Raw genomic sequence first — 24861 nt, 5'->3', positions numbered from 1 at the left:
ATCGGAGGTGTGAGAAACGCGCCCACGATCCTGCATCTCGACATGGATGCCTTCTACGCCTCGGTGGAGCAGGCATCCAAGCCGAGTCTGCGGGGGAAGGCCGTGGTCGTGGGCGGGCTCGGACCGCGCGGTGTGGTGGCCACCGCTTCGTACGAGGCCCGGGTGTTCGGGGTGCACTCCGCGATGCCGATGGCACAGGCCCGCAGGCTGGCGCCGAACGCCGCGTATCTGGTGCCGCGCTTCGGGCTGTACCGGTCGATCAGCGAGCAGGTGATGGCGCTGCTGCACGAGCTGTCGCCGCTGGTGGAGCCGCTGAGCCTGGACGAGGCGTTCGTGGACCTGGAGGCGGGTGAGGTGGCGTGGGACGCGGGGTCGGCGCGTCTGGTGGGGGAGAAGCTGCGCGCGGACATACGGGCCGCCACGGGGCTTGCCGGGTCGGTGGGGCTCGCCGCCTCCAAGATGCTCGCGAAGATCGCCTCCGAGCAGGCCAAGCCGGACGGGCTGGTGCTGATCGAGCCGGGCACGGAGCGGGCGATGCTCGGGCCGATGCCGGTGCGGACCCTGCCGGGCGTGGGGCCGGCGACGGGGGACCATCTGCGGCGGGCCGGGATCACCACGGTCGACGAGATCGCCGAGGCGGGGGAGGACGAGCTGGTACGGCTGCTGGGCAAGGCCCACGGGCACGCGCTGTACGCGATGGCGCTGGCGCACGACGAACGGGCCGTGGTCGCCGAGCGGGAGGCCAAGTCGGTCTCCGTCGAGGACACCTACGACGTGGACATCCATGACCGGATGCGGGTGGGGATGGAGGTGCAGCGGCTGGCCGACCGGTGTGTGCGCAGGCTCCGGGGGGCCGGACTGTCGGGGCGGACCATCGTGCTGAAGGTTCGGCGGTACGACTTCTCGACGCTCACCCGGTCGGAGACGCTCAGAGGGCCGACCGACGACCCGGCGGTGGTGCGGGAGGCGGCCGCGCGGTTGCTGGACTCGGTGGACACGACGGGGGGTGTGCGGTTGCTGGGCGTGGGGGTGTCGGGGCTGGCCGACTACACCCAGGAGGATCTGTTCGCGCAGGCGGCGGGGGAGGCGGCGGAGATCCTGGCGGAGGAGGACGCGGCCGAGCCGGTCGCCGAGCCGGAGGCGGTCGTGGAGCGGAGATGGCCCGCGGGGCACGACGTCCGGCACGCCGAGTACGGGCACGGATGGGTGCAGGGCAGCGGTCTGGGGCGGGTGACGGTGCGGTTCGAGACGCCGGGGTCGGTGGAGCCGGGGCGGGTGCGGACGTTCCGGGTCGAGGATCCTGAGCTGGAGCCGGTGGATCCGTTGCCGCTGGTGCCGGCGATTCCGGTGGACGGGGTGGGTGCGTGACCGGAGTGGGACACGCACCGTCGGCCGTCAGGCGCCCGCGTCCTCCGTTCCCGCCAGTTTGCCGAAGTCGTGGTCCGGGTGGTCGGGGGGTGGGGCGGTCGTGTCCAGGCCGTAGTGGTGGTAGAGCTGGAGTTCCTGCTCCGGGGACAGGTGGCGGCCCACCCCGAAGTCGGGGGCGTCCTTGATCAGGGCGCGGTCGAAGGGGACCTGGAGGGTGCCCTCGACCAGCTCGCTCGGCTCCAGGGGCACGAAGGCGTCCCGGGAGAACAGGCCGGTGCGTATGGCCGCCCACTCCGGCACACCGGTCGCGTCGTCGAGGTAGACCTCGTCGATCGTGCCGATCTTCGTGCCTTTGCGGTCGAACGCCTTGCGGCCGATCAGGTTGCGCGGATCGATGTCGGTCTGCACGGGCCCTCCACTTGGTCGCAACTCATCCGTAAGCACTACAAAAGAGCACATTGAACGAGGCGGCCACTCGAAGGCCCGCGCGGAGCCCTCGCTGGTAGGCTGGCAAGCGGCTGCTGACCCCGTGCGGGAGAGTCCTCCGGACAGACCGGAGGCGCCGAAGGAGCAAATCCTCCCCGGAATCTCTCAGGCTCACGTACCGCACGGACGAGGTCACTCTGGAAAGCAGAGCGGGCGTCGACGACGTCCGCTCTCACCGACGGTGAAAGCCGGATCCCCTGGGCATCCGGCGAAGCTCTCAGGTTGAGATGACAGAGGGGGAGGCCGTCGGGGTGCCCGTGCCGGGGTACCCCTCGAAGGTCGCGTCAGACCAGGAGGCCTCCGCAATGACCGCCCAGCGTGTTCCGCTCACCGAGCTCGAACAGGGAATCCCCTTCGAGCAGCGCCATATCGGACCCGATCACGAGGCCCGGGCCAAGATGCTCGCCCAGGTCGGGTACGGCTCGCTCGACGAGCTGACCGCCGCCGCCGTGCCGGACGTCATCAAGAACGCCGACACCCTGGAGCTGCCGGGCGCGCGCACCGAGGCCGAGGTGCTGGCCGAGCTGCGGTCGCTGGCCGACCGGAACCAGGTGCTCGACTCGATGATCGGGCTGGGCTACTACGGCACCTTCACGCCGCCCGTCATCCTGCGCAACGTGATGGAGAACCCCGCCTGGTACACGGCCTACACGCCGTATCAGCCGGAGATCTCCCAGGGGCGGCTGGAAGCCCTGCTGAACTTCCAGACCATGGTCGCCGACCTCACCGGACTGCCCACCTCCGGCGCCTCGCTGCTGGACGAGGGCACGGCCGCCGCCGAGGCCATGGCCCTGTCGCTGCGCATGGGCAAGAACAAGAAGGGCGTCTTCGTCATCGACGCGGACGCCCTGCCGCAGACCGTCGCCGTGATCCGGACGCGGGCCGAACCGACCGGGGTCGAGGTCGTCGTCGCGGACCTGAGCGACGGGATCCCGGCGGACCTCGCCGCCCGTGAGATCAACGGTGTGCTCGTCCAGTACCCCGGCGCCTCCGGTGCCGTACGCGACATCAAGCCGCTCGTCGAGCAGGCGCACGAGCTGGGCGCGCTGGTCACCGTCGCCGCCGATCTGCTCGCGCTGACCCTGCTGACCTCGCCGGGCGAGCTGGGCGCCGACATCGCCGTCGGGACGACCCAGCGGTTCGGTGTGCCGATGGGCTTCGGCGGGCCGCACGCGGGCTACATGGCGGTAAAGGAGAAGTTCGCGCGCAGCCTGCCCGGCCGGCTCGTGGGCGTGTCCGTGGACGCCGACGGGCACAAGGCCTACCGGCTTGCGCTGCAGACCCGTGAACAGCACATCCGCCGTGAGAAGGCCACCAGCAATATCTGCACCGCGCAGGTGCTGCTCGCCGTGATGGCCGGCATGTACGCCGTCTACCACGGGCCCGAGGGGCTGCGGGCCATCGCTCAGCGGACCCACCGCTACGCCACGATCCTGGCCGCGGGGCTGAGGGCCGGCGGGGTCGAGCTCGTGCACGGCGCCTACTTCGACACCCTCACCGCGCGCGTGCCCGGCAAGGCCGCCGAGATCGTCGCCACCGCCCGGCAGAGCGGCGTCAACCTGCGGCTGGTGGACGCCGACCACGTCTCCATGGCCTGCGACGAGACCACCGCGCGGGCCCAGCTGGGTGCCGTGTGGACGGCGTTCGGGGTCGAGGGCGACGTCGAGACCCTGGACGAGGTCGCCGAGGACACGCTGCCCGAGGCACTGCTGCGCGGCGACGGCTACCTCGGCCACCCCGTCTTCCACGAGCACCGCTCCGAGACCGCGATGCTGCGCTATCTGCGCCGGCTCGCCGACCGGGACTACGCGCTGGACCGGGGCATGATCCCGCTGGGCTCCTGCACCATGAAGCTGAACGCGACCACCGAGATGGAGCCGGTCACCTGGCCCGAGTTCGGCCAGCTGCACCCCTTCGCGCCCGCCGAGCAGGCGCAGGGCTATCTGACGCTCATCCGTGAGCTGGAGGAGCGGCTCGCCGAGGTCACGGGCTACGACAAGGTGTCGCTCCAGCCCAACGCCGGGTCGCAGGGCGAGCTGGCCGGGCTGCTCGCCGTACGCGCCTACCACCGCGCCAACGGCGACGAGCAGCGCACCGTGTGCCTGATCCCGTCCTCCGCGCACGGCACCAACGCCGCCAGCGCCGTCATGGCCGGGATGAAGGTCGTCGTCGTGAAGACCGCCGAGGACGGCGAGGTCGACGTCGAGGACCTGCGGGCGAAGATCGAGCAGCACCGCGACCAGCTCGCCGTGCTGATGATCACCTACCCGTCCACGCACGGCGTGTTCGAGGAGCACGTCGCGGACATCTGCGGTCAGGTGCACGAGGCCGGCGGTCAGGTGTACGTCGACGGGGCCAACCTCAACGCCCTGGTCGGGGTCGCCAAGCCCGGGCACTTCGGCGGCGACGTCTCGCACCTCAACCTGCACAAGACCTTCTGCATCCCGCACGGCGGCGGCGGGCCGGGTGTCGGTCCGGTGGCCGTACGCGCCCACCTGGCGCCGTACCTGCCGAACCACCCGCTCCAGCCGGCCGCCGGCCCGGCGACCGGTGTCGGGCCGATCTCGGCCGCGCCGTGGGGCTCCGCGGGGATCCTGCCGATCTCGTGGGCGTACGTCCGGCTGATGGGCGGCGAGGGGCTGAAGCGCGCCACGCAGGTGGCCGTGCTCAGCGCCAACTACATCGCCAAGCGGCTGGAGCCGCACTACCCCGTGCTCTACACCGGTCCCGGCGGGCTGGTCGCGCACGAGTGCATCATCGATCTGCGGCCGCTGACCAAGGCGACCGGCGTGAGCGTCGACGATGTCGCCAAGCGGCTCATCGACTACGGGTTCCACGCGCCGACGATGTCCTTCCCGGTGGCCGGCACGCTGATGATCGAGCCGACCGAGTCCGAGGACCTCGGTGAGCTGGACCGGTTCTGCGAGGCGATGATCGCCATCCGGGCGGAGATCGACAAGGTCGGGGCGGGGGAGTGGCCCGCCGAGGACAACCCGCTGCGGGGTGCTCCGCACACGGCCGCCGCGCTCGGCGGGGAGTGGGAGCACGCCTACTCGCGTGCGGAGGCCGTCTTCCCGGCCGGGGTGTCCGCCGCCGACAAGTACTGGCCGCCGGTGCGCCGGATCGACCAGGCCTACGGTGACCGGAACCTGGTGTGCTCGTGCCCGCCGCTGGACGTGTACGAGGACTGATCCGCGGTAGTACGGATGTGGCAGAGGCCCCGCTTCGGCGGGGCCTCTCGCGTGTGGTGCTACGCCGGGTACGCGTGGGTCCCCGTCGCCTTCACCGTCGCCCAGACCGGGGTGCCCGGGTGCAGGTCCAGTTCGGCGGCGGCGACCGTGGTGAGGTCGGCGGCGAGGGGGAGTTCGCCGGTCAGGTCGGCGCGGATCCGGTCGCCGTGGATCTCCAGGCCGGCGACCTCGCAGCGCCACAGGTTGCGGGCGCTGGTGCCGGTCGGGCGGTCCCGGAAGAGGGTGACGGCGCTCGGCGGGAACGCGACGAACACGTCACCGGTGAGGTGCTCCGTGGTGGCGACGGCGGGGCCGGTGTCCAGCCTGACCAGGTGGCCCTCGGCCCCGGTCTCGGCCTGCCCGCGGTAGAGGTTCAGGCCGACCAGGTGGGCGATGTAGTCGGTGCGCGGGTGGCGGGCGATGTCGGCGGGGGTGCCCTGCTGGACGATCCGGCCGTGCTCGATGACGATCAGGCGGTCGGCCAGCACCATGGCGTCCAGCGGGTCGTGGGTGACCAGTACGGCCACGGCCTCGAACTCGGCGAGGTGGCGGCGGAGTTGGGAACGTACGTCCAGGCGGGTGCGGGCGTCGAGGGCGGCGAGGGGCTCGTCCAGGAGCAGCAGGCGGGGGTGGGTGGCCAGGGCGCGGGCCAGTGCGACGCGCTGGGCCTGGCCGCCGGAGAGGCGGCGGGGTTTGGCGCCGCCGTGGTCCGCGAGGCCCATGCGGTCCAGCCATGCGGCCGCCTGGGCGCGGGCCTCGGTCTTGGTCGCGCCGTGGCAGCGGGGGCCGAAGGCGACGTTGTCGAGGGCCGTGAGGTGGGGGAAGAGGAGGTAGTCCTGGAAGACGACGCCCACCGGGCGGGATTCGGGGGGCGTACGGTCCAACTCCGTGCCGTCCAGGCGGAGATGGCCGGCGGTGAGGGGGGTGAGGCCGGCCAGGGCCCGGAGGGCGGTGGTCTTGCCGGCGCCGTTGGGGCCGAGGAGGGCGACGACCTCGCCGGGGGCGGCCGTGAGGGTGATGTCGAGGTGGAAGGCGGGGCGGGTGACGACGAGGCGGGCATCCAGGCCGTCGGACGCTGTGGAGCGGGGATGCGTCATGACGCCGTCATCCAGCGGTCCCGCAGGCCTGCCAGTACCGCGATCGAGACGGTCAGCAGGACCAGGCTGAGGGCGATCGCCGCGTCGGGGTCGTTCTGGAGGGCCAGGTAGACCGCGAGCGGCATGGTCTGGGTGCGGCCCGGGAAGTTGCCGGCGAACGTGATCGTCGCGCCGAACTCGCCGAGCGCGCGGGCCCAGGCCAGTACCGAGCCGGCCGCGATGCCCGGGGCGATGAGGGGGAGCGTGACCCTGCGGAACGCCGTGAAGCGGGACGCGCCCAGGGTCGTCGCCGCCTCCTCGTAGCGCGGGTCGGCGGCGCGCAGCGTGCCCTCGACGCTGATCACCAGGAAGGGCATGGCCACGAAGGACTCGGCGATCACCACCGCGGTCGTCGTGAACGGGAGCGTGATCCCGAACCAGGAGTCCAGCCACTGCCCGACGACCCCGTTGCGGCCCAGGGCGAGGAGCAGGGCCACACCGCCGACCACCGGGGGGAGGACCAGGGGGAGGGTCACCAGCGCCCGTACCAGGCCCCGGCCGGGGAACTCCGTGCGGGCCAGCAGCCAGGCCAGCGGGACGCCGAGGACCAGGCTCACGGCCGTCGCCGCGGTCGCGCTGAGCAGTGAGAGCTGGAGGGCCTGCCACACCTCCGTGCTGGTCAGCAGCGACGGGAGGCTGCCCCAGGGGGCGCGCAGGAGCAGTGCGAGCAGGGGCAGGAGGAGGAAGACCAGAGCTACCGCTCCGGGGAGGAGGAGCGGTAGCGGCACGGCCGACCGGACGCGCCGGCGCCGTGGGCCGCCCGTGACGGCGACGGTCCCGGCGTCCGGCTCGTCGATCTTCGTCACGGCTTGAGGAACCCGGCCTCGTTCAGGACCTGCTGGCCCTCGGCGGACTGCACCAGCGCGATGAACGCCTTGGCCAGCGTCGGGTTCGGGGCGTCCTTCAACAGAGCGATCGGGTAGTCGTTGATGGCGTCGGCGGACTCGGGGAACTCCACGCCCTCCACCTTGTCACCGGCGGCCTTCACATCGGTCTTGTAGACGACCGCGGCGTCGGCCTCCTTGAGGACCACCTTGTTGAGGGCGGACTTCACGTCCTCCTCGTAGGAGACCGGGGTCAGCTTGAGCTTGCTGGCGTCCAGGGCCTTCTGCGCGGCGGCGCCGCACGGCACCGTCTTGTCGCAGAGGACCACCTTCAGCGAAGACTTGGTGAGGTCCTTGAGCGAGGTGACCTTGTCGGGGTTGCCCGGCAGGGTGGCGATCTCCAGCTGGTTGCGGACGAAGGTGGCCGGCGTGGTGGCGGTGTCCTTCTTGTCCGTCACGATCGCCATCGTCTTGGGGCTGGCGGCGGCGAAGACGTCGGCGGGGGCCCCGCTGGTGATCTGCGCGGCGAGGGTGTCACTGCCGCCGAAGCTGAAGTCGACCTTGGTGCCCGGGTGGGCCTTCTCGAAGTCGGCCTTCAGGGTCGTGAAGCTCTCCTTGAGGGAGGCCGCCGCGAACACGGTGATCGAGCCCGACAGTTTGGGCGACGCCGACGAGGAGGTGTCTGACTTCGTCGTCGCGGACGCGTCGTCGTCCGAGGAGGAGCAGGCGCTCAGGGCCAGCAGGGCCGCGACCGAGGCACCGGCCACCTGGAGCGTCCGCCGGGTCCGGCGCGCGGAACGGGTCATCACGAGTGAACTCCTCTGAATCCAGATGAAAAAGCTGTCGCGCCCTGTCGCGACCTGTATATCGGCCGCCTGGCGATGATACTGCCGCATCTGCCAGGCGTAAGTCTTCTGTCACATCGCATGAGCTGCACGCTTGTGGCTTGAACCTGGCATGTGCGTTTGTACGGAGGGGTGCCGCGGGTACCGTCATCCAGGAGGTGGCCGCACATGACGCTCGCCGAACTCGACCTCACCGGGGACCTGGCACGGCCGGCCCGGCTCACCGTGTCCGACCTCCTGCGCTGGCCCCAGCACCGGGTGCGGGTCAGCTTCGAGTGCGCCACCAGCGGCGTCCAGCACCACGGCTTCACCGGACCCCTGCTGTACGACGTCCTCAGCGACGCGGGCCCCGGTTTCGACCCCGCCCGGCGCAAGGACCGCCTGCGCTTCCTCATCGTGGTCACCGGCGCCGACGGGCACCACGCACTGCTCTCCTGGGCGGAGATCGACCCGGATTTCGCCCACGCCCCCGTCCTGCTCGCCGTCGGCATCGACGACACCCCGCTGGACCTGGCGGGCCCGCAACTGGTCCTGCCGCAGGACCGCTGCGGGGCCCGGCACATCAGCGGTATCACGGCGATCCGGGTGGACGGGGCGTACGGCGGCCGGTGGCCGGCGCCCGCCACACCCGGTCGCGCGTCAACGGCAGCTCCGTGAACCGCACCCCGGTCGCGTCCCGCGGCGCGTTGGCCGGCGCCGGGGCGGCCGGGTTGAACGGGCTCTCGCTCATCGACTTGGCGCCCAGCGGGCCGATGGCGTGGGCGGACTCCGTGAAGTGCACCTCGGTCCGCGGGACGTCCGCGTACTGCGGGAGCCGGTAGCGGCGGAAGGCCGCCGTCCCGACCGCGCCACGCGCGTCCAGCCGCACGTTCTCGAAGAGCGTCGCCGTGCCGGTGGCGGCGTCGGACGCGGTCGCCGGTGGCGGGGTCAGACGCGGTCGATGTGCACGTTCGTCGACTTCACCCGGGCGGTGGCCTCCATGCCCACCTCCAGGCCCAGTTCCTCGACGGCCTCGCGGGTCAGCAGGGAGACCAGGCGGTGCGGGCCGGCCTGGATCTCGACCTGGGCGGCGACGTCGCCGAGCTTGATCGCGGTGACGATGCCGGGGAAGGCGTTGCGGACCGAGGTGTAGGAGGCGTCCTCCTCGACGGTGCCGGCCCTGGCCAGTTCGACGGAGAACGCGGCGAGGTCCTTGCCCTCGATGAGTCGCCGGCCGCCCTCGTCGCGATGGGTGGTCACCCGGCCGGCGTCGGCCCAGCGGCGGGCGGTGTCCGGGCTGACGCCGAGCAGCCGCGCCGCCTGGCCGATCGTGTAGGACTGCATGGGGTCACGATAGGGCCGGTCGGCGGGGCCTGCGGACCAGGTGTCCCCCCGAGGTTCCCGCTGTGCGACGCCGGAATCGGTCCCTCGGACGATCCGGGTGACCATGAAACGAGGGTGCGGCGCCGTCGTGGCTTGTCGCGCAGTTCGCCGCGCCCCTCAGGGGGTGGCAGCGGTCCCGTCTTGATGGGTGCGCGGAACCCGCGACGATGCCCCCGCGCCCGGTGGTGGTCAGGTCAGGCCGGACGCCTTGAGGACCGCGCGCGCGTTGGTGTCGTCGATCTCGTGGCCGAGCTGTGCGAGTACCTCGGTGCCCCGGCGCAGGGTGCCGCGGTCCAGGGAGCGGCGGACGCCGGTGTCCAGTTCGTGCCAGAGCAGCGGATTCGCGTGCAGGACGTTCGGGTCGAGCTCCAGCCGGTTGCCGGCGGTGTCGCGCAGCACCAGATGGGCGGAGACATCGCCGTACTGGCCGACGTAGACGAGGGAGTCGGTGCGGACGGTACGGCCGCGGAGGGGCCCGCGGACGGCCAGCCAGCCGGGGCCCGCCGTGACCCGGGCCGGCAGCAGCATGACGAGGATGGCCGCCGACAGGGTGACCCAGAGCAGGGCGCGGACCGGGGTGAGCGTGCCGGCGTCCCAGTCCACCAGGAGCGTCACGCCGCCGAAGCCGGCGGCACAGCCGACGGCCAGGCGTGCGCTGCCGCGCCAGGTGCGGTCGCCGGCTGCCCGGCCCCCGCGTCTTCTGTCCTCCATGAGGCCGACGGTAGGGGGCGCGGGGCGCTCGGGAACGGCGGCTGACGGGGTTCTTATGCGGACCGAGCGGTTATTGACGGGTTTCTTACGACGGGGGTCGACACGGGGTGGGCGTGGGGCGGGTGCTCAGCCCGTGTGGACGCGTGGCCGTCGGGAGCGGTCCGGTTCCGCCTCGCGCAGGACCTCCCGGGTGACCGGGGCGACCTCGCCCTGGCCGAAGAGGAAGAAGCGCAGGAAGTTGGCGAACGGATTGCCCTCGGTCCACTCGAAGTAGATGTGCGGGATGCAGCCGGTCTCGTCGCGGACGTGCAGCAGCAGCGCGGCCAGGGCGTTGGGGATGGAGGCCGACTCCAGGGTCAGGACGCGGTAGCGGTTGTGCAGGACCTCGCCGCGCACGCTGAGGCCCGCCTCGAACTCGGAGGGGTCGGTGACCGTGACCTCGACGAAGACGAAGTCCTCCTGCTCGGGCATGTCGTTGTCGGCCCGGATCTGCTCGATCTTGTCTCGGTACTCGGCCTTGTCGCGGGCGTCCGGCTCGTTGGCGATGAACCGCATCTTGCGGCTGGCCATGTCCCTGATGAACCGTTCCGCCATGTCGTCGAGCGTCACGCTCGTCACGCGCAGTTCGAAGGCGCGGGCCAGCCGGGACAGCAGCGAGACCAGGATGATGCCGACGATGAAGCAGGCACCGATCTTCACACCGTCCGGGCGCTCGATGACGTTCACGACCGTCGTGTAGAGGAACACCGCCGAGATGACCGCGAAGGCGATGGTCCAGTTGCGCTGCTGGGCCTTGCGGGCGGCGATGGTCACCGCGATCGCGGCGGAGCTGATCAGCACCAGTACACCGGTGGCGTAGGCGCCGCCCTGCGCGTCGACGTCGGCGTCGAAGATCCAGGTGACCAGGAAGGCGATCAGGGTGAAGACGATGACCATGGGGCGCACGGCGCGGGCCCAGTGCGGGGCCATGCCGTAGCGGGGCAGGTAGCGCGGCATCAGGTTGAGCAGGCCGGCCATCGCGGAGGCGCCGGCGAACCACAGGATGCAGATGGTCGAGACGTCGTACACCGTGCCGAAGGCGTTGCCGAGGTACTCGTGCGCGAGGAAGGCGAGCGCGCGGCCGTTGGCGTCGCCGCCGGACTTGAACTCCTGCTCCGGGATCAGCAGCGTGGTGATGAAGCTGGTCGCGATCAGGAAGCAGCTCATGATCAGGGCGGCCGTGGTGAGCAGCTTCCTGGTGTCCCGGATCCGGCCGGTGGGCCGCTCCTCGGTGTCGCCCGGGTCGCCCTGGACGTGCGGCATGACCGCGACGCCGGTCTCGAAGCCGGACAGGCCAAGGGCCAGCTTGGGGAAGACGATCAGGGCCACGCCGATCATGACGAAGACGTTGCCGTGTTCCGTCGTCAGGGCGCTGGTCCAGTCGGTGATGACGTGCTCGGCGGTGATGACGTGGTAGACGCCGACGATCACGACCACGACGTTCAGCGCGAGGTAGACGCCGACCAGGGCGACCGCTACGCCGATGGCCTCCAGGAAGCCCTTGAGGAAGACCGCGCCCAGCAGTGCCACCAGGATCAGCGTGATGATCATCTGCTTGCCCTGCAGGGCGTCGGTCAGATGCGGGTTCTCGACCAGGTGGGTCGAGGCGTCGGCGGCCGACAGGGTGATGGTGATGAGGAAGTCGGTGGCGGCGAAGCCCAGCAGGGTGAGCACGAAGAGCTTGCCCTGCCAGAAGGAGAGCAGCCGCTCCAGCATCGCGATGGAGCCCTCGCCGTGCGGGCTCTCCGCGGCGACGCGCCGGTAGACCGGCAGGGCGCCGGCCAGGGTGACGATGACCAGCACGATGGTCGCGATCGGCGACAGCAGGCCGGCCGCGAGGGCCGCGATGCCGGGCTGGTAACCGAGGGTCGAGAAGTAGTCCACACCGGTCAGGCACATCACCCGCCACCAGCGCTGGCCCTTGTGCGCGGCCTCCGGCTGAGCGTGGGGCCCGGTGTGGCCGCCGCTCTTGCCCATGTCGGACAGCCCCTCCAGCATCCAGGCGCGCAGGCGACTGGGAGGGGGGTGTTCGGTCGTGGCCATCGGTCGGGCTCCTGGTGTCCGGCGCGCTGAGTGCGGGGTAGTTCGATTCCGGCCATCACGCGGACGGCCGCACCAGCGTATGCAGAGAGTGACGCGTGGGCCCATGGATCAGCGGGCCCTGGGCGTCAAACTTGCGTTAAGAATCGCCTGACAGACGGCGGTGCAGCATCAAAAAGAGGGTGCCGGTGGTCCGCAGCGGGGCGTTCGGCTGTACGGGGGACGGCGGGCGGGTGCGGGGGACCGGACACCGAGCGTTATCCCGTCCGACGTCTGCCGCGCGTCTCACGCGCTCAGCCGTTCGCGTACGGCCGGGCTGCCGACCGCGTAGTGCACGTACTCGCGGACCAGGCGGAACCCCGCGCTCCAGGCCAGCAGACGGCCGGCGCGGTCGTGGACCGGACAGTTCCAGGTGGGGACGTGACCGCGCGCGGTCACGTCGGCGCACAGGGACGTGACGCAGGTCAGGCCGAGGTGGTGGCGCCGGCGGTCGGGGACCGTGTAGACGGCGAGGTCCTCGAAGCGGGTGCCGCGGAAGTAGGTGCAGGCGACCGCCAGGATCCGGCCGGTGCGGCTCACCGCCGCCCAGGCGTGCCCGGAGGCGGCCAGGCCCCGCGGTCCGCCCCAGCTGGCGGAGAGCCAGGAGGCGTCCGAGCCGAGGGCGAGCACGCAGTCCGTGTCGGCCGGTTCCAGGCGCCGTATCGTCACGTTCCTCGGGACCTGCGGGCGCTGCGGCTCGGCCTGGAGGGTCCAGATCATCCGCTCCCGGGGAGTGAGCCGCTCGAAGGCGGCGCCGAGTGCGGGCAGGAAGCTGGCGGGAGCGTCGATCCGGGTGCCGGCCAGCGGTGCCAGGGCCTCGGGTGTCAGTGCGTCCGCGGCCCCGCGCAGGACGACGTGTCCGGCGCACGACGCGGCGATCGCGCGCGGATGCGCGGAGCGGTCGGCCCACCACCGGCCGACGCCGGTGGCCGCGATGTGCTCGCCGACGGCGGCGGGGCCGGGAGTCCCGGTGGGCAGCCAGCGGGTCGTCAGGGCGAGGTGCGAGGGCGCGAGCTCGATCACGGGGTCTTCACTCCAGCTTGTCCGGCGTGCGGGGCGACGGGGCAGCGCCCCGAGGGACGGCAACGGGGGGCAGGGGCATTGCCCCGCCCCCCGTCGAACTTCCGGCGGGCGCGTTAGCGCTGACCGGCCTTCGAGCCGTGATTGGCCTTCCTCTTGCGGCGGGCCTTCTTCTTGCGGGTTCGTTTGGACATGTCCGTCAACTCCGTTCCACAGGTGGGGCGTTCAAGCGGTGCGGCCGACCAGCAGGTCGGCGAGCCTGTTGAGCCGCCTCACCGCGCGGTCCTCCGTCGCCGCCGGGGCCGGTTCGACGCGCGCGTCCCGGTCGTAATAGGCGCCGTTGACGATCTCGAAGGCCGGGTCGCAGAGCCGGACCACGTGTGCGGCGCCCTCGGCTGCCGAGGCGCCCTCGTGCGCGTAGAGCGGGAGCAGCGCGGTCTCGCAGGCGCCCGGGTGCACGGAGACGGCGGTGACGCGCGGGTCGGCCGCGAACACCGTGAGCGCCAGCTGCGACTGGGCGTACGCGGCGAGCCGGGAGTAGCGGCGGGCGCGGTTCGGGTCGGACCACTGGATGGACGCCGTGCGGTGCAGGGCCGAGGAGACGTTGACCACCCGGCCGCCGGGGTCGCTGGTGAGGGCCGGCTCCAGCAGGCAGGTGAGCAGGTAGTGGGCGAGGAAGTTGACCTGGAAGGCGATCTCGTTGCCGTCGGCGGTCACCGTGTGCCGCTCGGGCGCGGCGATGCCCGCGTTGTTGACGAGGACGTCCAGGTGCGGGTGCTCGGTGACCACCTTGTGGGCGAGGCTCTCGACCTCGTCGAGACGCGCGAAGTCGGCGGCGTAGGTGCACAGTTGGTCGGCGTCGATCCCGGCGGTCGCGACGAGCCGGTCGGCGGCGGCCCGCGCCTCCTCGGCGCTGCGGCCGTGCAGCAGCACGGTGTCGCCCCGCTCGGCGAGCAGCCGGGCGGTCTCCAGGCCGATGCCGGAGGTGGCTCCGGTGACCAGGACGGTACGGGACGAAAGGGTGGACTCGGGCATGGTCCCATCCGGGGTGCGGGCACGCGGCACGGTCCCCGGCGGGGGCGGCGGCGCGCGTGCGGGGTGTAAGGAGAGAAAGAGGGGCGCCGGACCGGGTCAGGTCCCTCGGCGAGAGGGCGAGGGCCGGCGCCCCGTGGGGCACGGAAGCCGCGTCAGCGGGACGCGAGGGCTTCCGGACAGCGCGGCTGACGACGGGACGGCCGAGCGGGACTCGGCGGCCGGTCGAAGAGGAGCCAGGCGCTGTTCACGGGTTCCATGGAAGCGGTTCCGCAGGCCCCGGACAAGCCGGAGTGCGGTTCTCTGACACGCTTCTGACGTGCGCATACGGGTCTTTGACGGACCGTTCGGCCGAACGGGCGGGGCTCAGCCGAGGCCGGGCACCGCCGAGATCACAAGGTCGATCAGCTTGATGCCCGCGAACGGCAGCACCAGCCCGCCGAGCCCGTACAGGAGCAGGTTGCGGCGCAGCAGGTCGTGCGCCGACGAGGGCGTGTAGCGGACTCCGCGCAGCGCGAGCGGGATCAGCGCCACGATGATCAGCGCGTTGAAGATGATCGCCGAGGTGATCGCGGAGGTGGGACTGTGCAGGCCCATCACGTTGAGGGACTTCAGGCCGGGATAGGCGCCCGCGAACATCGCCGGGATGATCGCGAAGTACTTCGCCACGTCGTTGGTGATGGAGAACGTGGTCAACGCGCCCCGGGTGATGAGGAGTTGCTTGCCGATCTCGACGATCTCGATGAGCTTGGTCGGGTTGGAGTCGAGGTCGACCATGTTGCCGGCCTCCTTGGCGGCCGACGTGCCCGTGTTCATGGCCACGCCCACATCGGCCTGGGCCAGCGCGGGCGCGTCGTTCGTGCCGTCGCCGGTCATCGCGACCAGCTTGCCGCCCGCCTGCTCCCGCCGGATCAGCGCGAGTTTGTCCTCGGGCGTGGCCTCGGCGAGGAAGTCGTCGAGGCCGGCCTCCTCGGCGATCGCGCGGGCGGTGACCGGGTTGTCACCGGTGATCATGACCGTGCGGATGCCCATCCGGCGCAGCTCGGCGAAGCGCTGCCGGATGCCGTCCTTCACGACGTCCTTGAGATGGATCAGGCCGAGCACGCGCGGGCCGTCCCAGTCGTGCACCGCCACCAGCAGCGGGGTACCGCCGGACGCGGCCACCGTGTCGGCGAACATCCGCGCCTCGGACGGGACATGACCGCCGTACATCTCCACCCAGGCGATCACCTGCGCGGCCGCGCCTTTGCGGATCGAGCAGACCGCGCCGTTGTCCCAGCGCAGGTCGACGCCGCTCATCCGGGTCTGGGCACTGAAGGCGACCCAGCGGCCGTTCGCCAGCTCGTCCTGGGCGGGAGCGCGCAGTCCGTGCAGCTTCTTGGCGAGGACGACGACGGAGCGGCCCTCGGGCGTCTCGTCGGCCAGCGAGGACAGCTGGGCCGCGTCCGCGAGCTGCCGTTCGTCCACGCCGGGCAGCGGTACGAAGGCGACGGCCTCGCGGTTGCCCAGGGTGATGGTGCCGGTCTTGTCCAGCAGGAGCGTGCCCACGTCACCGGCCGCCTCCACCGCCCGCCCCGACATGGCGAGGACGTTGCGCTGCACCAGCCGGTCCATGCCCGCGATGCCGATCGCGGACAGCAGCGCCCCGATCGTCGTCGGGATGAGGGTGACGAGGAGGGCGACCAGGACGGTCGTCGACTGGGCCGCGTTTGCGTACTCGGCCATCGGCTGGAGGGTGACCACGACCAGCAGGAAGATGATCGTGAGCGAGGCGAGGAGGATGTTCAGGGCGATCTCGTTCGGCGTCTTCTGCCGGGAGGCGCCCTCGACCAGGGCGATCATCCGGTCCAGGAAGCTGTGCCCGGGCCGCGCGCTGACCCGGACGACGATCCGGTCCGACAGGACGGTCGTACCGCCCGTGACCCCGCTGCGGTCACCGCCCGACTCACGGATCACCGGCGCCGACTCGCCCGTCACCGCCGACTCGTCCACCGCCGCGACCCCGTCGACGACATCGCCGTCCGCCGGGATCAGCTCACCGGCCTCCACGACCACGAAGTCCAGCGGTTTCAGCTCGGTCGCGGCGACCGCCTCGGTGCGGGCGGTACGCGCGTCCGTGCCGTAGCGCCAGTCGAGGAGCCGCAGTGCCACCGTGTCGGTGCGGGCCTTGCGCAGGGACGCGGCCTGGGCCTTGCCGCGGCCCTCGGCGACCGCCTCGGCCAGGTTGGCGAAGACCACGGTCAGCCACAGCCAGAAGCTGATCACCCAGGTGAAGACGGCCGGGTGCAGCAGCGCGGACAAGGTGGTCAGGGCGGCTCCCACCGAGACCACGAACAGGACCGGGTTCCGGACCAGGTCCCGCGGATGCAGTTTGCGCAGCGCGTCGGGGAAGGCGCGGACGAGCTGGCCGGGTTCGAAGAAACCGCTCGGGGTCCGGTGCCGCGTGCCTCCCTTCGACTCCGGACGGGACGGACGCGGGGCACGGGACGGCGGGGCCTGCTCGGGAGCGGCGCGCAACATGAGGACCTTCGTGGGACGACGGCGGAGGGGGTGGGCCGCGAGGACCGTGCGGTGCCGGGGCCCCGGCACCGCACGGCGGGCGCACGGATACCGACGGGACGCCGTCGGGGTGTGGTGCGCGGGCGCCCGTCGCTCGGAACGGGCCCCCGGCCGCCGCGGTCCGCGTCGGATCCGTGGTCCGGGGCCGTGAGGCCGCTGACGCCCGCGGCTCCTCGGGCGGCCGACCGTGAATCTATCCCTCGGCGAGTGCCGGACATACCTGCTCAGCACGGAATATACGGATCCCGTACGGGCGCCGCGAGCACGCCGTCAAGGTCCCGTCAAACCTGCCTGAAGGGCCGTCAGGAGCGCATCAAGGCCGCCCGCTTCTGGCCGGATCCGGTCGCAGACTTGCTCGGCACGGGGGACGGGCGACCGTCCGTGGCGGGTACCTGGGAGGGGACCGTGACCATCACGGCCGGCACAGCACACAGACCTCCGGCGGAGGCTGTCGAAGAGCCACGGCAGGCCGCGGTCGTCCCGCCGCCCGTGCCCACCCCGGGGCCGCCAAAGCGGCGCCCGGGGCAGCGGATCGTGGCCGCGCGGGCCGCTCTGCGCCGCCGTTTCCGGTCGACCGTGCCGGCACGGCTGCGCCTTCTGCGCGCGGCCACGGTCCTGCTCGCCGTCGCCCTGGGGAGCCTGCTCCTCGTCGCCGGAGTGGCCGCGAACGGCACCTGGGACGCCGTGGCCGACCGCGACGCCCCCCGCACCACCAGCGCGGCCGGCCTCGACCTGGCCCTCAACGACATGGACGCCCAGGCCGCCAACATCCTGCTGTCCAGCGGGAACGGCGGGACGGGCGAGCTGGTCACCCCGCACGCCAAGGCCGTCACCCTGTACGGCGAGGCCCGCCGCGAGATCGGGCACGACCTGCGCACCCTCTCGGCCGCCGCCCAGGGGGACCGGACCGACGAGAAGACCGTCGAGTCGATCACCGACGACTTCGCCGAGTACCAGGAACTCATCGGCCGGGCCCTGGAGAACGACCGCCGGGCCGACGGCAAACCGGACGCGATCGCCGACTACCGCCACGCCACCGACCTGCTGCGCGACAGCCTCCTGCCCGACGCGCGCAAGCTCGTCTCCTCCAACAACGCGGCCTTCGACTCCCGGTACGCGGCGGCCCGTTCGGCACTGTCCGCCCAGCGCGTCGCGGTCCTCGTCCTCGGGCTGCTGCTCCTGGCCGTCCTCGGCGTCGTGCAGTGGTACCTGGCCCGCCGCTTCCGCCGGAACCTCAACCCCGCCGTCCTGGCCGCCACCGTGTGCGCCCTGGCCGCCGTCGTCCTCGGCACCCAACTCCTCTCCTCCTCGGCCACGCACCTGAAGGTGGCCCGGCACGACGCCTTCGACTCCGTGGTCGCCCTCTCCCGCGCCCGCGCGATCGCCTACGACGCCAACGCCGACGAGAGCCGCTACCTCCTCGACCCCCAGCGCCGCACCCGGTACGCGGACTCCTTCCTCGCCAAGTCCCAGGAGCTGTACGGCATCGAGGGCGCCACGCTGTCGACGTACGACGCCCGACTCGCCGCCACGTGGCAGGACTACCACGCCGACGCCACCGACCTGCGCTTCACCGGCGAGTTCCGGCGCGAGCTGGACAACATCACCTTCCCCGGGGAGCGGGCCGCGGCCGAGAAGACGGTCGACGCGTACGCCGTCTACGAGCGCGACGACCGGAAGATCCGCGCGCTGCTCGCCGCCGGCAAGGAACAGCAGGCGGTGGAGTTCTGCATGGGCTGGGAGGCGGGCACGTCCAACGCGCACTTCGGCGCGTGGATGACCGCACTGGACCAGGTGACCGACATCAACCGCGCGCACTTCACCTCGTCCGTCGGCGAGGGCCGTTCGGAGTTGAGCGGCCTGCTTCCGTGGGCGTGCGCGTTGCTGTGCGCGGCCATGGTCCTGGTCGCCCTGGGCCTACGGCCCCGACTGGCGGAGTTCCGCTGACACCTGCCCCGGGGCGCGGGACCGTACCGACATGCGGCTCCGCCGCCGGGGCGCGACCGGCCCCCACCCACCCGCGGACAAAGACGGTCCCCCCGGCGGAGCGCTACGCGTCCGCCAGCCGAGCCTCCTCCAGGTCCAGGGACCGCTGGAGCCGTCTGCGGGTCGTGTCACTGATCGTGTGCTCGTCGTACAGCCGCCGCAGCTCCGCCGCCTCCACCCCTATCAGGTCGCGGCGCAGCTGCCGGTAGACCAGGTCGGCCGACTCGACCGTGCTGTCGGTCAGCCGGTCGCGGGCGTCGTCGAGACGGGCGTGGAGACCGCGCCGGAGCCGGTCGAGGACCACCTCGGGCACGGCCTCCAGCTCGGACAGCTCCTCCAGGCGCCGGATGCCCGCGTCGGCCAGCCGGCAGCGGGCGGCGGCCTCCTCGCGCTCGGTGTGGTCGGGCTCCAGGGCTATGCCGGAACGGCGCACGACGGCGGCCAGGGAGAAGCCCTGCACGACGAGGGTGACCACGACGACCGAAGTGGTCAGGACCAGGACCAGCGGGCGCTCGGTCAGCGCCGAGCCGTCCTTCGCCACCACCGGGATCGACAGCGCGGCCGCCAGCGGCACCACGCCCCGGGTGCCGGCCCAGGTCAGCACCACCGGCACCCGCCAGTTCGGCCGCTGGATGCCGCCCTTGCGCTGCACCACCGCCGACAGCGGCGCCAGCCACAGCAGCCGTACCGCGATCAGAGTGCCGGCCACCGCCAGCGCGTACAGCGGCCACGCCCGGTCGCCGTCGGACAGTGCCCGCACCTGGGCGGGCAGGGCGAGCCCTATGAGACTGAAGACCACGCTCTCCAGCAGGAAGACCACCGTGCCGTAGACGGCGTGCAGCTGAAGCCTTATGCGGGCGTTGGTGAGCCGGTCGCCGCGGCCGCCCAGGACGACCCCCGCGACCACCACGGAGGTGACACCGGAGGTGTGGGCCGCCTCCGCGAGAACGTAGGCCGCGTACGGGGTGACCAGAGCGATCACCGTCTCCAGGACCGGGTCCTCGGTGCGCCGCCGGATCAGCGCGACGACACCGGCCACGACCGCGCCGATCAGCGTGCCGCCCCCCGCGAGCAGCAGGAACTCGCCGCCCGCCGTCCCCCAGCTCGCCGCCGCCGAGGCCACCGCGACGCTCACCGCGACCCGGTAGAGAACCAGGGAGGTCGCGTCGTTGAAGAGGCTCTCGGCCTGGACCAGCATCTGCACCTTCGGCGGCAGCGCGAGCCGGCGGCCGAGCGCGGTCACCGCGACCGGGTCGGTGCTGGCCAGGATCGCGCCCAGCACCAGCGCCATCTGCCAGGACAGCGGGGTGATCATCGAGGCGACCGCCCCGACGGCCGCCGCCGAGGCCAGCACCAGACCGACCGCGAGCACCCCGACCGGCTTCCAGACCGCGCGCAGCTCGCGCCAGGAGAGTTCCTCGGCGCTGGCGTAGAGCAGCGGCGGGAGGACGACGAGCCCGATGACCTCCGGGCTGATCTGGATCTCCGGGGTGCCCGGCAGCAGGGCCACGGCGAGACCCGCGACGACGAGGAGGGAGGGGGCGGGAATCCGCCATCGGCGCGCGAAGGTCGCCACCACCGTGGCCAGTACCACAAGTGCCAGAACCGTACCCACGCCGCGCATGCCGTCCCCCTGGGGCCTGAGGGCCTGTCTCTCGGATCACGCCGCAGACGCGGGGCGTGGCACGCACATCTGCGGCGTTGTCGTCGGTCGCCGACGCTCCGCGTCGACTCCCTCCTCCGCCTTGCAGCTGCACGCACCAAGCCCCGCTCACCGGAGCTGACGAGTCACCGCCGATGTCCTGCGACCTGATCCGAGAGACAGGCCCAACAGGAGCCACTGTGACTCCCGGCCGACCAGACTTCCCGGCACACCGCCTTCACCCTATCCGGCCAATGGCCGTCAAGACAGTGTCAACGTCCTCGTCAGTGGCGCCAGAGACGCGTCAAGAGGCCGTTCCCCGGGCCTTGCGGCGCGCTTGTCTTTGAGGTGATGAACGACGTACCGCGCGGACGACTCAAGGTCTACCTCGGTGCCGCCCCAGGGGTCGGCAAGACCTACCGCATGCTCGACGAGGCTCAGCGCCGCGCGTCCCGGGGCGCGGACGTGGCGGTGGGGTTCGTGGAGTGCCACGGGCGTCCCAGGACCGAGGGCATGATCGACGGCCTGGAGGTCGTGGCCCGCCTGCGCTGCGACTACCGGGGCGGCGAGTTCGAGGAGATGGACGTCGCGGCCGTGCTGGCGCGCCGCCCGAAGGTGGCGATCGTCGACGAGTTCGCGCACACCAACATCCCGGGCGGAGGCCGGCACCCCAAGCGCTGGCAGGACGTCGAGGACCTGCTCGCGGCCGGCATAGACGTGATCACCGCGGTCAACATCCAGCACCTGGAATCACTCAAGGACGTCGTCGAGAAGATCACAGGGGTGCCGCAGCACGAGACGGTGCCCGACGAGGTCGTCCGGCGGGCCGAGCAGATCGAGTTCGTGGACATCCCGCCGGAGGGCCTGCGCCGGCGCATGGCGCACGGCAACATCTACGCGCCCGAGAAGGTCGACGCGGCCCTCGCCAACTACTTCCGCCCCGGCAACCTCACCGCCCTGCGCCAGCTGGCCCTCCTGTGGGTCGCCGACCGGGTCGACGAGGCGCTCCAGTCGTACCGCGCCGAGCACGCCATCGGCGGGGTGTGGGAGACCCGGGAGCGGGTCGTGGTCGCGCTGACCGGCGGTCCGGAGGGCGACACGCTGGTACGACGGGCCGCCCGCATCGCCGACCGGTCGGCGGGCGGCGACCTGCTCGCCGTGCACGTGGCCCGCAGCGACGGACTGGCCGCCGGTGTCTCCCATGCGTCGCTGGCCCGGCAGCGCCGGCTGGTCGAGGACCTCGGCGGCAGCTACCACTCGGTCGTCGGCGACGACGTGGCCACCGCCCTGGTCGAGTTCGCCCGTGCCGAGAACGCCACCCAGCTCGTCCTCGGCACCAGCCGCCGGGGCCGCCTCGAACGCTTCCTCACCGGACCGGGGACGGGGGAGGTCGTCACCGCGCTCTCCGGCGACATCGACGTCCACCGGGTCACCCATGAGCGCGCCGGCCGCGGCACGCTGCTGCCCTCCCGACGCCGCACCCTCTCCCCGCGCCGCCTGATCGCAGGACCGGTGGCAGGGCTGGTGCTCCCGGTGCTGCTGACCGTCGCCCTCGCCCAGGTCCGCGGCACCGTCAACCTGACCAGCGAGGCCCTGCTCTTCCTGCTCGCGGTGGTCGGCGTGGCCTGCATAGGCGGGGTCACCTCCGCGGTGATCGCCTCCGTCACCGCGTCCCTGCTGCTCAACTACTGGTTCATACCGCCCATCGGCCAGTTCACCCTCGACGATCCCAACGCCCTGCTGGCGCTCGGGGTGTTCGCGGTCGTGGCCGCCACCGTCGCCGGGGTCGTCGACCGCTCGCTGCGGCTGTCCCGGCGCGCGGCACGGGCCGCCGCGGAGGCCGAGACCATGTCGTCGCTGGCCGGCAGCATCGTGCGCGGCGGCCAGACCATCCCGGCCCTGCTGGAACGCACCCGCGAGACCTTCGGCATGGATTCCGCCGTGCTCGTCGACGAGCCGCCCGACGGTGCCGACGTCACCACCGTGCCGGCCGGTCCCGGCAACTACCTGGTCCTGCGCGGTCGTACCCCCTCCGCGTCCGAGCGGCGGGTGCTCGGCGCCTTCGCCGCGCACGTCGGCTCGGCCGTGGAGAGGGCCCGGCTCGCGCAGGCCGCGGCCGAGGTCGAACCGGTGCGCGCCGCCGACCGCATGCGCACCGCGCTGCTGCGGGCCGTGGGCCACGACCTGCGCACCCCGCTCGCGGCCGGCTGGGCGGCGGTCACCTCGCTGCGCAGCCGCGAGGTGGAGTTCTCCCCGGAGGACCGCGACGAACTCCTCGCCACCGCCGAGGAGTCCATGGCCCGGCTGAGCCGGCTGATCGACAACCTCCTCGACCTCAGCCGCCTGGAGGCCGGCGTCCTCACCCTCAACCTCCGGGCCACCGCCCTGGAGGAGGTGCTCCCGGCGGCCCTCGCCGACACGCCGACGGTCGACGTGCACGGCGAGCCGGAGAACATGCCACCGCTGCTGGCCGACCCGCCGCTGCTGGAGCGCGTGATCGCCAACCTGGTCGGCAACGCGGCCCGCTACAGCCCGCCCGGAAAGCGGGTGCTGGTGACGGCGAGCGCGCTGGCCGGGCGCGCCGAACTCCGGATCATCGACCGGGGCCCGGGCCTGCCTGCGGGCGGCCGCGACCGCCTCTTCGAGCCCTTCCAGCGGCTCGGCGACACCGACAACACCACCGGCCTCGGCCTCGGTCTCGCCCTCGCCCGCGGGCTCACCGAGGCGATGGACGGCACCCTGACCCCCGAGGACACCCCGGGCGGCGGACTGACCATGGTCGTCTCGCTGCCCCTGGCCGATCGGACCCAACCCTTCCGGACGCCGCAGAGCGTAGGAGGTGCCTCATGAGCAGCACACCCGCCGGTATGGCACACACGGCCTTCAGGTGGCCCGTGCCCGTGCCCACCAGGGACGGGGCCGCGCTCGCCGCGGGCCTCGCAATCCCCTTCCTGGTGGCCCTCGTCCTGGTCCCCTTCCGCACCGACCTGTCCCACACCAACGCGGCGCTGATCCTGGTCGTGGTGGTCGTCGCCGTGGCCGCGCTGGGCAGCCGCCTCGCCGGAGCGGTGGCGGCGCTCTCGGCGGCGGCCTGGTTCGACTTCTTCCTGACCAGGCCCTACGAGACGTTCGACATCAGCGCCACCGCCGACATCGAGACAGCTGTGCTGCTGCTCGCCGTCGGTCTGATCGTGGCCCGGCTCGCGGCCTACGCACGCAGGCTGGAGGTCGTCACGGTGACCGACGAGGGCTACCTCGCCCGCATCCACACCACCGCCGACCTGGTCCGGTCCGCCAAGTCCGCCGACGCCGTCGTCGGCCACGTGCGCGGCGAACTGACCGGTCTGCTCGGCCTGTCCGGCTGCCGCTTCGAGTACGGCACCCTGCTGGGACAGCCGGCCCGGCTGGGCAAGGACGGCGGGATCACCGTCGGACGGCGGCCCTGGGACCTGGAGAGGCGCGGCTGGCCGGAGGGCGAGATCGAGCTGCGCGCGTACGGCAACGGGCACTACCTCGGCCGGTTCATGCTCACGCCGGGTCCGGGGCCGGTGCCGCCGCGGCAGGCCCGGCTGGTCGCGGTGACACTGGCCGACCAGACCGGGGCCGCGCTGGACACGGCGGGGCCGGTGAGCGCGGGCTGATCCGGGTGCGCGGGCCGGGACGGACCGCACCTGCCGGTTCCGGCCGGTGCGCTGGGGGCGGACCCGGTTCACCCAGCCGGCCGCCGTGGTCGTCGTGGTCGTCGTGGTCGTCGTCGTGTGCTTCGCCGACGAGCGCACCTCGACGGGGTCTACTTCAGGCCTGATGCCCTGAAGACCCCCAGGGCGTTCTCGTGTTCGACGCGTTCGGCGAGGCGGGTCAACGCGGTCGCGCCACAGAGCAGGGTGCCGGCCGCGGCCGACCTGCGGGCGCCTTCGTCGACGTGACGCCACAGCCTCGGGTTGTCGATCAGGACCTGTGGGTCGATGCGCAGCCGGTCGCCGGACGAGTCCCGCAGCAGCAGCCGGGGAGAGATGCCGTCGAGGCAGCGGACGGAGACCAGGAGGTCCGTGCGGAGCCTGCGGGTGCGCAGCAGCCGACGGGAGGTGAGCCAGCCGTCGCCGGCGCGGACCCTGGCGGGGCAGAGAGCGGCGAAGAGGAGCAGGGCGAGGGTGGTCCAGAGGCTCCCGCGCCACCAGGTGACCGTCCCCGACCCCCAGTCGATCAGGAGGAGCAGGGCGAGGAGGGCGCCGGCGCAACGGGCAGACGCGTAGACGTCCTTGGACCAGCGCTGGTCCTCGGCGGGGCGGGCTTCTTCGCCGTGCTGCATGGGGTGAACGTAGGGAGTCGGGGGCCGTGGCGTCAGCAGGAGCTGCATGTCTTTGATGGGACTCTGACGGTCCTGGGCCTGCGCGGGCCGGTCGCGCGCACGCGGCGGTGGCCGCACATCGCCACAGCTCCGCGCCCCTGTCGCGCGCTGTGGTCACCCCTGTCAAGAAGGCATCAAAGTCGACCCCTCCCGCGCGAAGAACGCGCAAGGAATTGTCGGACCTGGCCCGAACG

The 24861-nt window shown here is 72.3% G+C and carries 18 protein-coding genes, 1 pseudogene and 1 riboswitch; of the genes and pseudogenes, 6 read left to right on the top strand and 13 right to left on the bottom strand.

Annotated elements, in window-relative coordinates:
- Positions 1 to 9: 9 nt before the first annotated feature.
- Positions 10 to 1368: a DNA polymerase IV gene (locus ACFWXC_RS39310; protein ID WP_384486622.1), complete on the top strand. Its 1359-nt coding sequence runs from the start codon at positions 10 to 12 to the stop codon at positions 1366 to 1368.
- Between the two features lie 27 nt (positions 1369 to 1395).
- On the opposite strand, the gene ACFWXC_RS39305 is transcribed toward ACFWXC_RS39310, so the two are convergent.
- Positions 1396 to 1776 carry a PRC-barrel domain-containing protein gene (locus ACFWXC_RS39305; RefSeq protein WP_384486620.1) on the bottom strand — a complete coding sequence of 127 codons (381 nt, stop codon included), beginning with the start codon at positions 1774 to 1776 and terminating at the stop codon, positions 1396 to 1398.
- Positions 1777 to 1890: 114 nt separating this feature from the next.
- Positions 1891 to 1985: riboswitch (glycine riboswitch) on the top strand.
- 174 nt (positions 1986 to 2159) lie between these two features.
- Between ACFWXC_RS39305 and gcvP the strand changes: the two genes are divergently transcribed.
- The gene (gene gcvP, locus ACFWXC_RS39300) at positions 2160 to 5045 is read left to right on the top strand and encodes an aminomethyl-transferring glycine dehydrogenase (protein WP_384486618.1); all 2886 of its coding nucleotides are present in this window, start codon (positions 2160 to 2162) and stop codon (positions 5043 to 5045) included.
- Positions 5046 to 5104: 59 nt separating this feature from the next.
- Here the strand turns inward: gcvP and ACFWXC_RS39295 are convergent, their stop codons facing one another.
- The 3 genes from ACFWXC_RS39295 to modA are packed head-to-tail and all read right to left on the bottom strand — an operon-like array spanning position 5105 to position 7850.
- Positions 5105 to 6181 carry an ABC transporter ATP-binding protein gene (locus ACFWXC_RS39295; RefSeq protein ID WP_384486617.1) on the bottom strand — a complete coding sequence of 359 codons (1077 nt, stop codon included), beginning with the start codon at positions 6179 to 6181 and terminating at the stop codon, positions 5105 to 5107.
- The gene (gene modB, locus ACFWXC_RS39290) at positions 6178 to 7026 is read right to left on the bottom strand and encodes a molybdate ABC transporter permease subunit (protein WP_384486615.1); all 849 of its coding nucleotides are present in this window, start codon (positions 7024 to 7026) and stop codon (positions 6178 to 6180) included. Before modB ends, ACFWXC_RS39295 begins: the two co-directional genes overlap by 4 nt.
- Complete coding sequence (gene modA, locus ACFWXC_RS39285) at positions 7023 to 7850, bottom strand: molybdate ABC transporter substrate-binding protein (RefSeq protein ID WP_384486613.1); 828 nt, start codon at positions 7848 to 7850, stop codon at positions 7023 to 7025. Before modA ends, modB begins: the two co-directional genes overlap by 4 nt.
- A gap of 207 nt (positions 7851 to 8057) precedes the next feature.
- Between modA and ACFWXC_RS39280 the strand changes: the two genes are divergently transcribed.
- Entirely contained in the window at positions 8058 to 8546 is a 489-nt protein-coding gene (locus ACFWXC_RS39280) for a molybdopterin-dependent oxidoreductase (protein WP_384486611.1), read from the top strand.
- Here the strand turns inward: ACFWXC_RS39280 and ACFWXC_RS39275 are convergent.
- The 7 genes and pseudogenes from ACFWXC_RS39275 to kdpB all read right to left on the bottom strand — a co-directional run.
- A pseudogene (locus ACFWXC_RS39275) lies at positions 8461 to 8775 on the bottom strand (aldehyde oxidase); the annotation flags it as partial. The gene ACFWXC_RS39280 and the pseudogene ACFWXC_RS39275 sit on opposite strands and share 86 nt — an antisense overlap.
- Before the next feature lie 41 nt (positions 8776 to 8816).
- Entirely contained in the window at positions 8817 to 9212 is a 396-nt protein-coding gene (locus ACFWXC_RS39270) for a helix-turn-helix transcriptional regulator (RefSeq protein WP_351712422.1), read from the bottom strand.
- Positions 9213 to 9440: 228 nt separating this feature from the next.
- Entirely contained in the window at positions 9441 to 9962 is a 522-nt protein-coding gene (locus ACFWXC_RS39265) for a hypothetical protein (protein WP_384486609.1), read from the bottom strand.
- Positions 9963 to 10088: 126 nt separating this feature from the next.
- Positions 10089 to 12044, bottom strand: coding sequence for an amino acid transporter (locus tag ACFWXC_RS39260; protein ID WP_384486607.1), 1956 nt, complete (start codon positions 12042 to 12044; stop codon positions 10089 to 10091).
- Positions 12045 to 12326: 282 nt separating this feature from the next.
- Complete coding sequence (locus ACFWXC_RS39255) at positions 12327 to 13103, bottom strand: GNAT family N-acetyltransferase (protein ID WP_384486605.1); 777 nt, start codon at positions 13101 to 13103, stop codon at positions 12327 to 12329.
- A 222-nt stretch (positions 13104 to 13325) separates the two neighbouring features.
- Positions 13326 to 14135, bottom strand: a complete 810-nt coding sequence (locus ACFWXC_RS39250) for an SDR family NAD(P)-dependent oxidoreductase (RefSeq protein WP_384486603.1) — start codon at positions 14133 to 14135, stop codon at positions 13326 to 13328.
- Between the two features lie 363 nt (positions 14136 to 14498).
- On the bottom strand, positions 14499 to 16652 hold the full coding sequence (gene kdpB, locus ACFWXC_RS39245; protein ID WP_384486601.1) for a potassium-transporting ATPase subunit KdpB: 2154 nt from the start codon (positions 16650 to 16652) through the stop codon (positions 14499 to 14501).
- 444 nt (positions 16653 to 17096) lie between these two features.
- Between kdpB and ACFWXC_RS39240 the strand changes: the two genes are divergently transcribed.
- The gene (locus ACFWXC_RS39240; protein WP_384486599.1) at positions 17097 to 18638 is read left to right on the top strand and encodes a hypothetical protein; all 1542 of its coding nucleotides are present in this window, start codon (positions 17097 to 17099) and stop codon (positions 18636 to 18638) included.
- A gap of 103 nt (positions 18639 to 18741) precedes the next feature.
- On the opposite strand, the gene ACFWXC_RS39235 is transcribed toward ACFWXC_RS39240, so the two are convergent.
- Positions 18742 to 20301, bottom strand: coding sequence for a Na+/H+ antiporter (locus ACFWXC_RS39235; RefSeq protein ID WP_384486597.1), 1560 nt, complete (start codon positions 20299 to 20301; stop codon positions 18742 to 18744).
- A 369-nt stretch (positions 20302 to 20670) separates the two neighbouring features.
- On the opposite strand from ACFWXC_RS39235, the gene ACFWXC_RS39230 reads away from it, so the two are divergent.
- Together ACFWXC_RS39230 and ACFWXC_RS39225 are read left to right on the top strand one after the other, a co-directional pair.
- Entirely contained in the window at positions 20671 to 23169 is a 2499-nt protein-coding gene (locus ACFWXC_RS39230) for an ATP-binding protein (RefSeq protein ID WP_384486595.1), read from the top strand.
- Complete coding sequence (locus tag ACFWXC_RS39225) at positions 23166 to 23960, top strand: DUF4118 domain-containing protein (RefSeq protein WP_384486593.1); 795 nt, start codon at positions 23166 to 23168, stop codon at positions 23958 to 23960. Before ACFWXC_RS39230 ends, ACFWXC_RS39225 begins: the two co-directional genes overlap by 4 nt.
- Positions 23961 to 24109: 149 nt before the next feature.
- On the opposite strand, the gene ACFWXC_RS39220 is transcribed toward ACFWXC_RS39225, so the two are convergent.
- On the bottom strand, positions 24110 to 24628 hold the full coding sequence (locus tag ACFWXC_RS39220) for a hypothetical protein (protein ID WP_384486591.1): 519 nt from the start codon (positions 24626 to 24628) through the stop codon (positions 24110 to 24112).
- Positions 24629 to 24861: the final 233 nt, after the last annotated feature.

Origin of the sequence: Streptomyces sp. NPDC058683, assembly GCF_042716195.1 — a bacterium.
Classification (GTDB): Bacteria; Actinomycetota; Actinomycetes; order Streptomycetales; family Streptomycetaceae; genus Streptomyces.
This window is presented reverse-complemented; position numbering and strand designations above follow the sequence as displayed.

Coding starts and splice junctions, on each gene's coding strand:
- gcvP (WP_384486618.1), top strand. CDS start 2,160: ATGACCGCCCAGCGTGTTCCGCTCACCGAGCTCGAACAGGGAATCCCC.
- ACFWXC_RS39295 (WP_384486617.1), bottom strand. CDS start 6,181: ATGACGCATCCCCGCTCCACAGCGTCCGACGGCCTGGATGCCCGCCTC.
- modA (WP_384486613.1), bottom strand. CDS start 7,850: ATGACCCGTTCCGCGCGCCGGACCCGGCGGACGCTCCAGGTGGCCGGT.
- ACFWXC_RS39280 (WP_384486611.1), top strand. CDS start 8,058: ATGACGCTCGCCGAACTCGACCTCACCGGGGACCTGGCACGGCCGGCC.
- ACFWXC_RS39270 (WP_351712422.1), bottom strand. CDS start 9,212: ATGCAGTCCTACACGATCGGCCAGGCGGCGCGGCTGCTCGGCGTCAGC.
- ACFWXC_RS39265 (WP_384486609.1), bottom strand. CDS start 9,962: ATGGAGGACAGAAGACGCGGGGGCCGGGCAGCCGGCGACCGCACCTGG.
- ACFWXC_RS39260 (WP_384486607.1), bottom strand. CDS start 12,044: ATGGCCACGACCGAACACCCCCCTCCCAGTCGCCTGCGCGCCTGGATG.
- ACFWXC_RS39250 (WP_384486603.1), bottom strand. CDS start 14,135: ATGCCCGAGTCCACCCTTTCGTCCCGTACCGTCCTGGTCACCGGAGCC.
- kdpB (WP_384486601.1), bottom strand. CDS start 16,652: ATGTTGCGCGCCGCTCCCGAGCAGGCCCCGCCGTCCCGTGCCCCGCGT.
- ACFWXC_RS39235 (WP_384486597.1), bottom strand. CDS start 20,301: ATGCGCGGCGTGGGTACGGTTCTGGCACTTGTGGTACTGGCCACGGTG.
- ACFWXC_RS39230 (WP_384486595.1), top strand. CDS start 20,671: ATGAACGACGTACCGCGCGGACGACTCAAGGTCTACCTCGGTGCCGCC.
- ACFWXC_RS39225 (WP_384486593.1), top strand. CDS start 23,166: ATGAGCAGCACACCCGCCGGTATGGCACACACGGCCTTCAGGTGGCCC.
- ACFWXC_RS39220 (WP_384486591.1), bottom strand. CDS start 24,628: ATGCAGCACGGCGAAGAAGCCCGCCCCGCCGAGGACCAGCGCTGGTCC.